Origin of the sequence: Mycobacterium sp., assembly GCF_049683935.1 — a bacterium.
GTDB lineage: Bacteria > Actinomycetota > Actinomycetes > Mycobacteriales > Mycobacteriaceae > Mycobacterium.
In genome coordinates this window covers 1-8,020 of record NZ_JBAUJR010000509.1, presented here as the reverse complement: position 1 = coordinate 8,020, position 8,020 = coordinate 1, and the positions used below count along the sequence as shown (strand labels likewise).

The following is an 8,020-nucleotide window of genomic DNA, read 5'->3' as shown; positions in this document are numbered from 1 at the left end:
ACCGACGCCTGCTGGTCGGCCTGCGGTTGCGCCTCGGGTTGCTGGCCGGCCGTCGAGCCGGTGGGTTCCGGCCCGGTGGCGGTGGCGTCGGCTCCCTCACCGAACAGGTCGGTCAGCGCGTCCCGAACGGTCGGCCCGTAGCCGATCTGGTCGTTGTACATCATCGCCACGCGGATGAGGCGCGGGTACGACGACGCGGCGTCGGTGTTCCCCGGCGAGGCGTAGACCGGGGCGACGTAGAGCAGACCACCGTCAGCGATCGGCAACGTCAGTAGGTTGCCCCAGCGGATCCGGTTCTGATTGTCGCGGCCGATCACACCGAGGTCCTGGCTGACCGCGGTGTCGGTGCTGATCGCGTTGAAGGCCAACTTGGGGCCGTTGACCTGACCCGGGATGGTCAACACCGTGAGTCTGCCGTACGTCTCGGGATCCGAACTGGCGCTGATGTAGGCCGCCAGGAAGTCCCGTCGGAATCGGTTCATCGCACTCGTCAGCTGGAATGACGACGAACGATCCTGCAGCGCAAGATCTTTGGCGACGATGTAATAGGGCGGCTGGTAGCTGCTGGCAGTCGGGTTCGGATCCAGCGGCACGTCCCAGAAGTCCGACGTCGAGAAGAACGTCACCGGGTCGTCGACGTGGTACTTCGCGAGCAGTGCGCGCTGCACCTTGAACAGATCCTCCGGGTAGCGCAGGTGCTCCTGCAGTTCGGGGGAGATCGCGCTCTTGGGCTGGATGGTGTCGGGGAAGACCTTCATCCAGGCCTGCAGCACGGGGTCCTGCTCGTCTTGGGCGTACAGCGTGACGGTGCCGTCGTAGGCGTCGACGGTCGCCTTGACCGAGTTGCGTATGTAGGACACCTGCTTGTCCGGCTGCAACCGGTTCAGCGCCACTTCGTTGGAGTCGATCGTGGCGCTCGACAGCGACGTCAACTCCGAGTACGGATAGTTGTCCAGCGTGGTGTAACCGTCGACGATCCAGACGATGCGCTCGTTGACGATCGCCGGGTACATCGCGGTGTCGGTGGTCAGCCACGGAGCCACGGCCTCCACCCGGTCGGCCGGATCCCGGTTGAACAGGATCTTGCTGTTCTCGCCGATCACGTTGGAGAACAGGAAGTTGCGTTCGGCGTACTTGGCGGCGAACACGCTGCGCGACAGCCAGTTACCGATCGGCACACCACCGGAGCCGGTGTAGGTGTAGTTCCGGGTGTCGGTGTTGGTTTCGTAGTCGTACTCGCGCGGGGCACCGTTCTCGCCGACGATCGCGTAGTCGGCAGGCGTGTTGGCGATGACCGGGCCGTAGTAGATGCGGGGCTGGGCCAGCGGCGCCGGTCCCGGTGAGACCACCTCACCGTTCTCGCCGACGACGCTGGACAGGAACTCGGGATAGCCACCGTTCTGGTTGGGATCGTTGGCCACCCCGCGCACCGTGTTGGCCGGCGAGGCGATGAAGCCGTTGCCGTGGGTGAACACGGTGTGCCGGTTGATCCAGTCGCGCTGGTTGTCGATCAGGCGGTCCGGGTTCAGCTCGCGTGCGGCGACCACATAGTCGCGCAGGTTGCCGTCTTCGTCGGCGTAGCGGTCCATGTTCAGTTGATCGGGGAAGAAGTAGAAGTTCTTGCCCTGCTGGAACTGGGTGAACGCCGGGCTGACGATGTTCGGGTCGAGCACGCGGATGTTCGAGGTGGTGGCACGGTCGGCGGCCACCTGCTGCGCGGTCGCGGACGTGTTGCCCGGGTAGCTGCGGTAGGTCACCGTTTCGTCGGTGATCCCGTAGGCCTGCCGGGTCGCCGTGATACTTCGGCCGATGTATTCGCTTTCCTTCTGCGCGGCGTTGGGCCGGACGCTGATCTGCTCGACCACCAGCGGCCAGCCGGCGCCGATGACCAGCGACGAGAGCAGCAGCAGCACCACGCCGATGGCGGGGATCCGCAGATCGCGCAGGAAGATCGCCGAGAACACCGCCACCGCACAGATCACCGCGATGGCCATCAGGATCAGCTTCGCCGGCAGTACCGCGTTGATGTCGGTGTAGCCGGCACCGGTGAACGGCTTGCCGCCGCGGGTGTTGCTGAGCAGTTCGTAGCGGTCGAACCAGTAGGCGACGGCCTTGAGCAGCATCAGGACGCCGAGCATGGTGATCAGCTGGATGCGGGCCGCGCGGCTCAGCGCACCCGCGCGTCCGGTGAGCCGGATCCCGCCGAACAGGTAGTGGCCCAGCAGGTTCGCGATGAAGGCCAGGAAGCCGGCGACGAACAGCGAGGTCAGCACCAGCCGGTAGAACGGCAGATCGAACGCGTAGAAGCCCAGATCGAGGCCGAACTGTGGGTCGGAGACACCGAAGCTGCCGCCGTGCAGGAACAGCTGCACGCGGTCCCAGTAGCTCTGTGCCACAAACCCCGACATCACACCGATGAAGGCCGGCACCCCGATGCCCACCAGGCGCAGCCGCGACATGACCGCGGTGCGGTAACGCGCGATCGGATCATTGGGGCCTGCGGTGGGCACGAACACCGGCCGGGTCCGATAGGCGAGCGCCATTGCGGCGAACACGACGCCAGCCATCAGGATGGCCACGACGAAGAAGATGACAACACGCGTCACGATCTGGGTGGTCCACACCGAGCGGTATCCCAGTTCGCCGAACCACAGCCAGTTCACATAGGTGTCGATGAAACGGGGACCGATCAACAACAAGACCACGGCGACCAGGGCGACCCCGATCAGTACCCGGTTTCGTCGCGTCAGCGTCGGCATTTTCGCCGCGGGCCGCATACCCACTCGATCACTCCAGTCTCGAACATTCCCAGCAGTTGTACAGGTGCCATAACTCTACGCACCCGCCCGGGCGCATCGCGTCAGCAGCTAGGGGGTTCGCCACCAGCGGAAAGCGTCCGCAACGAGCCGATCGCCTCCTCGAGCGTCTCCACCCTGAGGAGTTCGATGCCGTCTTCGTCGGCGCTCTTGGCCTCGTCGCAGTTGTCGGCCGGCACCAGGAAGACGGTGGCGCCGGCCTCGCGGGCCGCGACGATCTTGTGGGTGATGCCGCCGATCGAGCCGACCTCGCCGTCACCGGTGATGGTCCCGGTACCGGCGACGAACTTGGATCCGTTGACGTCGCCGGTGGTCAGCTTGTCGACCACCGCGAGGCTGAACATCAGACCCGCCGACGGCCCGCCGATGTTGGCGAGGTTGAAGTCGATGGTGAACGGCGCCCACGGCGCATCCAGCACGCCGACCCCGAGCAGACCCTGGTCGCGGTCGGGGTGCTTACCGAGCGTGATCTCGGCGATCCCGGCAGGGGCGTTCTTGCGGCGGTAGTCGACGACGATCCGGTCACCGGGTTTGGTCTCCGCGAGGATCTCCTGGAACTGCTCGAGGGTGGCGACGGGTTGATTGTTGACCGCGTCGATGGCGTCGCCGGCCTGCAACTTGTCGTTCGACGGGCCCTCGGAGTCGACGTTCTCCACGGTGACGGCCATCGGGTACTCCAGGTAGTGCAGTGCGGCGTACTCCGCGCTGTCCTCCGATTGCCGGAAGTCGGTGGTGTTCGCCTCGTCGATCTCTTCCTTCGTGCGGTCCGGCGGGTACACCAGATCGCGCGGAATCAACTGGTCACGACCCGAAGCCCAGAACACCAGCGCCTGCCCGAGCGTCAGCCCGTCGCGCTGCGACACCGTCGTCATGTTGAGGTGCCCGGACGTGGGGTGGACATCGGCGCCCTCGATGTCGACGACCTGCTTTCCGTCGACCTCCCCGAGCGTGTCGAACGTCGGGCCGGGCCCGAGCGCGACATACGGCACCGTCACCAACGTCATCAGAATGCCGAACGCCAGGATCGGCACCAGCGCGACGATCAGGGTGGAGATCCGCCTGTTCACGCCGCCCACAGTAGAGGTTCACCCGGCAGGTTCACTGAGAGCGTGACCCGCATCGCCGCACGACCGCGGTGCGGTGAGTACGGTTGGACCTATGGCTGACCCGCCCTTCGGCTTCTCCGCCGGGGATGACCCTGAGCGTGACAAACCCAAGAAGGACCCCGGCTCCGGTGGCGATCCCTTCGGGGGTGCGTTCCCGGGCGGCGCCGAGTTCGACATGTCGCAACTCGGCCAGATCTTCAGCAAGCTCGGCGAGATGTTCAGTGGCGCCGGGACGATGACGCCCGGCGGATCGGGTGCCGGACCGGTCAACTACGACCTGGCCCGCCAACTCGCCTCGAACTCCATCGGATTCGTCGCGCCGGTCCCCGAGCAGACCGCCACCGCCATCTCCGACGCGGTCCGGTTGGCCGAGACCTGGCTGGACGGGGCTACCCCGTTGCCGGCCGGCACCACCAGGGCGGTGGCGTGGACACCGACCGACTGGCTCGACAACACCCTCGACACCTGGAAGCGGCTGTGTGATCCGGTCGCCGAGCAGCTCTCGACGGTGTGGGCGTCGGCGCTGCCCGAAGAAGCGAAGGCCATGGCCGGTCCGTTGCTGTCGATGATGTCGCAGATGGGTGGCATGGCGTTCGGCTCGCAGCTGGGCCAGGCGTTGGGCAAGCTCTCCCGAGAGGTGTTGACCTCCACCGACATCGGGCTGCCGCTGGGACCCAAGGGGGTCGCGGCCCTGATGCCCGAGGCGGTCGAGGCACTCGCCGACGGCCTCGAGCAACCGCGCAGCGAGATCGTCACGTTCCTGGCCGCTCGCGAAGCCGCCCACCACAGGTTGTTCAGCCACGTGCCGTGGCTTGCCAGCCAACTGCTCAGCACCGTGGAGGCGTTCGCCAAGGGCACCAAGATCGACATGAGCGGCATCGAGGAGTTCGCCCGCGACTTCAATCCCGCCTCGCTGACCGACCCGTCCCAGATGGAGCAGTTGCTCAATCAGGGCATCTTCGAGCCGAAGGCCACCCCTGAGCAGACCGCTGCGCTGGAGCGGCTGGAAACGCTTCTGGCGCTGATCGAGGGCTGGGTGCAGACCGTGGTCATCGACGCTCTGGGCGAACGGATCCCCGGCACTCCGGCGCTCAGCGAGACGCTGCGGCGGCGCCGTGCCACCGGCGGACCGGCCGAGCAGACGTTCGCCACCCTGGTCGGGCTCGAACTGCGGCCACGCAAGATGCGTGAGGCCGCGGCGCTGTGGGAGCGGCTGACCCAGGCGGTCGGCTCCGACGCCCGCGACGCCGTCTGGCAGCACCCCGACCTGCTGCCGAGCGCATCCGACCTGGACGAGCCCGCCGGATTCATCGACCGCGTCATCGGCGGCGACACCAGCGACCTGGACAGCGCCATCGAACAGGCCCTGACCGAAGCCGACGACGCCAAGCGCGACGACGACGGGACCGACCGCCCGCGCGAGTGAGGGCGACGTCCCCTGTGGATAACCCGGCTCGGGGTCGCCGGCGCATGTCAGTGTCGTTGCATGACGCGATATGCGCTCAGCACGGCCACCCCGGTGCTGGCCCGGCCCGACGACACAGTCCAGGTGGGCTGGGATCCCCGGCGCGCGGTCGTGGTGCATCCGCCGCCCGGGTTGTCTGCGAACGTCCTGGCTGAACTGCTGCGCGGGCTGCAATCCGCCGCGACGATCGCCGAGTTGCAGTCCCTGGCAGCCACCCGCGGCGCCGAGGCGTCGGTGGTCACCACGCTGGTCAGCCATCTCGTCGACGCCGGCGTGGTCAGCGAAGTCTCGCGGCAACGCACCCGCGCGGCCTCGGTCCGCATCCACGGCAGCGGCCCGCTGACCGACCAGCTCACCGCGTCGCTGCGCAGCTCGGGCGTCCGAATCAGCCAGAGCAGCAGAACCCACGCCTCCACGGGATCGGCGGACCTCGTCGTGCTGACCGACTACTTGGTCGCCGATCCGCGGGTGGTCCGCGAACTGCACGACGCCGGTGTTCCCCACCTGGCCGTGCGGGTTCGCGACGGCGTCGGGCTGGTCGGTCCGCTGGTGATTCCCGGCGTCACCAGCTGTCTGCGCTGCGCTGACCTGCACCGCAGCGACCGAGACCCGGCCTGGCCCGCCGTCGCGGCACAGCTGTGCCACACCGTGGGTACCGCCAACCGGGCCACGGTGCTGGCGACCGCCGCACTGGCACTCAACGAGATCGACCATGTCGTTCGCGCGGTCAGCTGTGACGACGCTGCGGGCAAAGCGACGGCCGCGCCGTCCACACTGGACACGACGCTGGAATTCGACGTCGCCACAGGCTCGATCGTGGCCCGCAGATGGTCGCGGCATGCGATGTGTTCATGCTGACATGACTCGTTTCCAACTAGTTGGTGGAAGTTCTTCGCAGTCGTGGATGATGGAGTCGTGAGTGACATCAAGCGAGGGCGGGCCGCGCGTAACGCGAAGCTGGCGTCGCTGCCCGTAGGCATGGCCGGCCGGGCCGCACTGGGCTTCGGCAAGCGCCTGACCGGCAAGTCCAGGGACGACGTCAACGCTGAATTGATGGACAAGGCTGCGCAGCAGTTGTTCACCGTGCTCGGCGAACTCAAGGGCGGCGCGATGAAGGTCGGCCAGGCGCTCTCGGTCATGGAAGCCGCGATCCCCGAGCAGTACGGCAAGCCCTACCGCGAAGCACTGACCAAGCTGCAGCGCGAGGCGCCACCGTTGCCCGCGGCCAAGGTGCACCGGGTGCTCGACGCCCAGCTGGGCACCAAGTGGCGGGACCGCTTCCAATCATTCGACGACAAGTCCATCGCATCGGCCAGCATCGGCCAGGTGCACAAGGCGGTGTGGGGCGACGGCCGCGTCGTCGCGGTCAAGATCCAGTACCCCGGCGCCGACGAAGCACTGCGTGCCGACCTGAAGACGATGCAGCGGATGGTCAGTGTGCTCAAGCAACTCTCCCCCGGCGCCGATGTGCAGGGCGTGGTCAACGAGCTGATCGAGCGCACCGAGATGGAGCTGGACTACCGGCTCGAAGCCGACAATCAGCGGGCGTTCGCCAAGGCCTACGACGGCCACCCGCAGTTCATCGTTCCGCACGTGGTGGCCAGCGCGCCCAAAGTCGTCGTCCAGGAGTGGATCGAGGGCATCCCGCTGTCGCAGATCATCCGCGAGGGAACCCAGGAGCAGCGCGACCTGATGGCCACCCGGCTGTTCGTGTTCTGCAACGACGCGCCCGGCCGGTTGGAAATGGTTCACGGCGACGCCCACCCCGGCAACTTCATGCTGATGCCGGACGGAAAGATGGGTGTCATCGACTTCGGCGCGGTCGCCCCGATGCCCGGGGGTTGGCCCATCGAGCTGGGCCAGACGCTGCGGTACGCCGTCGACAAGAACTACGACAAGCTGTTGCCGACGATGCAGAAGGCCGGCTTCATCCAGAAGGGCCAGACGCCGTCAACCGCGGACATCGACGACATGCTCAAGCAGTACGTCGACCCGCTCGAGGTGCCGGTGTTCCATTACACCCGCAAATGGCTGCAGCGGATGACCACCCTCGAACTCGACAAGGCCGCCGGGCAGATCAAGGCCGCCCGCCAGATGGACATCCCGCCGAAGATGGCGATCCCGATGCGGGTGATCGCGTCGATCGTGGCCATCTCGTGTCAACTCGATGCGCACGTGCCGACACGGAGCATCGCCGAGGAGACCGTGCCGGGATTCGCCGACCCCGACGCGGTGTAGCGCGCCGGGGCCGACGTAAATCACGCGGCCACAGGCTCTTTCGTGTCCTTGCGGGGCCGCCCCCGCGGACGCTTGCGGGCGATCACCGAACCCCGGTCCAGGATCTCACCGCCCCACACACCCCACGGCTCCTGACGTTCGAGTGCGGCGTTGAGGCACTCGCGCCGTATCGGGCAGTCCGTGCACAGCGCCTTGGCCTGTTCGAGATCGCGCGGATCCTCGGCGAACCACAGATCGGGATTCTCGTGGCACGGCACCGCCAGCTTCGTTCTCTCACATGTCAGGGAAGACATGTCCGGTCCTCTTCTTCCTGGTCGTTGATTGTCATCGGTGACGGATCTGCGACCAGGCTTCGAAAAGGGTTCCGAAACGAATCTGGCCACGGATCCGGTGAT

The 8,020-nt window shown here is 66.8% G+C and carries 6 protein-coding genes; 3 read left to right on the top strand and 3 right to left on the bottom strand.

Annotated features, from left to right (window positions below):
* Together WA965_RS28945 and WA965_RS28940 are read right to left on the bottom strand one after the other, a co-directional pair.
* Positions 1–2,783: UPF0182 family membrane protein (locus WA965_RS28945; protein ID WP_526448291.1), on the bottom strand; the 2,783-nt coding region annotated here is incomplete at its 3' end.
* A 77-nt stretch (positions 2,784–2,860) separates the two neighbouring features.
* Entirely contained in the window at positions 2,861–3,883 is a 1,023-nt protein-coding gene (locus tag WA965_RS28940) for a YlbL family protein (RefSeq protein ID WP_526300771.1), read from the bottom strand.
* A 91-nt stretch (positions 3,884–3,974) separates the two neighbouring features.
* Between WA965_RS28940 and WA965_RS28935 the strand changes: the two genes are divergently transcribed.
* The 3 genes from WA965_RS28935 to WA965_RS28925 are packed head-to-tail and all read left to right on the top strand — an operon-like array spanning position 3,975 to position 7,625.
* A complete protein-coding gene (locus WA965_RS28935) occupies positions 3,975–5,348 on the top strand; it encodes a zinc-dependent metalloprotease (RefSeq protein WP_526300769.1) in 1,374 nt (457 codons plus the stop codon).
* A 60-nt stretch (positions 5,349–5,408) separates the two neighbouring features.
* Positions 5,409–6,245: a cyclodehydratase gene (locus WA965_RS28930; protein ID WP_526300767.1), complete on the top strand. Its 837-nt coding sequence runs from the start codon at positions 5,409–5,411 to the stop codon at positions 6,243–6,245.
* A gap of 42 nt (positions 6,246–6,287) precedes the next feature.
* Entirely contained in the window at positions 6,288–7,625 is a 1,338-nt protein-coding gene (locus tag WA965_RS28925; RefSeq protein ID WP_526300765.1) for a macrolide-binding ATPase MABP-1, read from the top strand.
* A 20-nt stretch (positions 7,626–7,645) separates the two neighbouring features.
* On the opposite strand, the gene WA965_RS28920 is transcribed toward WA965_RS28925, so the two are convergent.
* On the bottom strand, positions 7,646–7,918 hold the full coding sequence (locus WA965_RS28920) for a WhiB family transcriptional regulator (RefSeq protein WP_178360859.1): 273 nt from the start codon (positions 7,916–7,918) through the stop codon (positions 7,646–7,648).
* Positions 7,919–8,020: the final 102 nt, after the last annotated feature.

Excerpts from the sequence above, each read along its gene's own strand:
- WA965_RS28930 (WP_526300767.1), top strand. The coding sequence starts at position 5,409 with ATGACGCGATATGCGCTCAGCACGGCCACCCCGGTGCTGGCCCGGCCC.
- WA965_RS28935 (WP_526300769.1), top strand. The coding sequence starts at position 3,975 with ATGGCTGACCCGCCCTTCGGCTTCTCCGCCGGGGATGACCCTGAGCGT.
- WA965_RS28920 (WP_178360859.1), bottom strand. The coding sequence starts at position 7,918 with ATGTCTTCCCTGACATGTGAGAGAACGAAGCTGGCGGTGCCGTGCCAC.